At 73.7% G+C, this 1,605-nt stretch carries 2 protein-coding genes and 1 pseudogene; all 3 read left to right on the plus strand.

Going from position 1 to position 1,605, the window contains the following annotated elements; all coding sequences use genetic code 11:
- Positions 1-495: pseudogene (locus tag G3I53_RS16050) on the plus strand (ATP-binding protein); the annotation flags it as partial.
- Positions 488-835, plus strand: coding sequence for a nucleotide pyrophosphohydrolase (locus G3I53_RS16055; protein ID WP_205080185.1), 348 nt, complete (start codon positions 488-490; stop codon positions 833-835). The pseudogene G3I53_RS16050 and the gene G3I53_RS16055, both read left to right, overlap by 8 nt.
- A 188-nt stretch (positions 836-1,023) precedes the next feature.
- Complete coding sequence (locus G3I53_RS16060; RefSeq protein ID WP_164334311.1) at positions 1,024-1,494, plus strand: DUF6099 family protein; 471 nt, start codon at positions 1,024-1,026, stop codon at positions 1,492-1,494.
- The last annotated feature ends 111 nt before the right edge of the window (positions 1,495-1,605 follow it).

Here is a 1,605-nt window from a genome sequence, read left to right on the forward strand (position 1 = left end):
GGGCGGCTCCGGCGCGGCTGCGACAACCTCGCCGACGTGCTCCTGCGCACCCGTGCCGAATGCGGACGGCGGCACGCCCTGCTCGTCGCCGCCCTCCGCGCGGGCTGCGCCGGACCGGTCACCGACCTGCTCGCCGAACCGTCTCCCGGCGGGCGGATCCGCGCCCTGCTCGACCGCGGCACCGGCGTGCGCACCGAACTCGGGCGGCTGGGCGACGGCGAACTGCGGTACGTGGCGCTCGCCCTGGTCCTGCTCACCGGGCCCGGCGTGCTGGAGGTGGACGCGCCCGGCGAGGTCCCCGCGGCCCTGCAGACCCTCACCGTGCTCGCCGACGGCCTCGACCGGGGGCTCGACCCCGGCCAGCGCGCCGAACTGCTGCGGCTGGCGGCGCGGATGTGCGAGCGCGGGCACATCCGGATGGCGGGGACGGTGAGCGACCCGTCCTGGGCCGTGGGGGTGGACGGAGTGACGGTGGTACACCTGGACCGTGACTGATCCACACGACGACGGCCCGCCCGAGCCCCCCGACCTGCCGGGACTGCAACGCCGCCTCGCCGAGTTCGCGGCGGCGCGCCACTGGCAGCCGTACCACACGCCGAAGAACCTCGTCGCCGCACTCAGTGTCGAGGCGTCCGAACTGGTCGAGATCTTCCAGTGGCTGACGCCGGAGGAATCGGCCCGGGTGATGGACGACCCGGACACCGCGCACCGCGTCACCGACGAGGTCGCCGACGTGCTGGCCTACCTCCTCCAGTTCTGCGAGGTCCTCGGCGTGGACCCGCTGGCCGCGCTGAGCGCCAAGATCGACCGCAACGAGCACCGCTTCCCGGTCTGAGCCCGCGCCGGGAGGAAGGCGCTCCGCTTTCACTCTCCGCATGCAACCGTCCCGGCAGTGGAACGTTCGTATCCACAGATTTCGGCCTTCCTCTGGCTTTCTGTATCGAGCTCTCTCACTCTGGGTAATGGACAAGGGAGTTCAGGTGGACGCGTGGGCAGCGCGTTCGGATCGGACGGGGGCAGCGCATGGACGCTGTGCGGCTCATCATGACGAGCAGAAGCGCCCTGGCCGCGAGCACCGACCTGCCGGGACTGCTGACCGAGGTGTGGCAGGCGCAGGCACTCGCCCAGGCGATCGGCAGCCGTCTCGCGGTCTCCGGACCGCCCGAACTACGGGGCGAGGCGCTGGGGTTGACGGAGCTGGCGGGCCGCGGCTGCGGCGTGCTGGACACCCCAGACCTGAAGCCGGGCGAACTGCGCGCGGCCCGCCTCACCGAGCTGGGCGAGGCCCGCCCGTCCCTGCTGCACCTCGGCGGCCTCCTCGGCGACGTCGGCATCGCCCTGGTCGGCCTCGCTTGCGCCGCGCGGGACGAGGCGACGTACTGGCAGTGCATGGAGGCCATCGACGCCGCGGACGAGTCCCGCGACCGCGTCCTGGACATGCTCCGCAAACTGGCCGACCGCGAGGCGGCGTTACCGGAGCGGGAGCCGCACTGACACTGCGCTCCCGCCGTTTTCCCCGCCCCCCGCGGGCGCCTGCCCGGCCCTGCGCGCGGCCGGACGGCTTCCGGCGCGTGACCGCCGCCTGCCCGGCGGCACGAACGGCCG

The sequence above is a fragment of the Streptomyces sp. SID14436 genome, assembly GCF_010548465.1.
Taxonomy (GTDB): domain Bacteria; phylum Actinomycetota; class Actinomycetes; order Streptomycetales; family Streptomycetaceae; genus Streptomyces.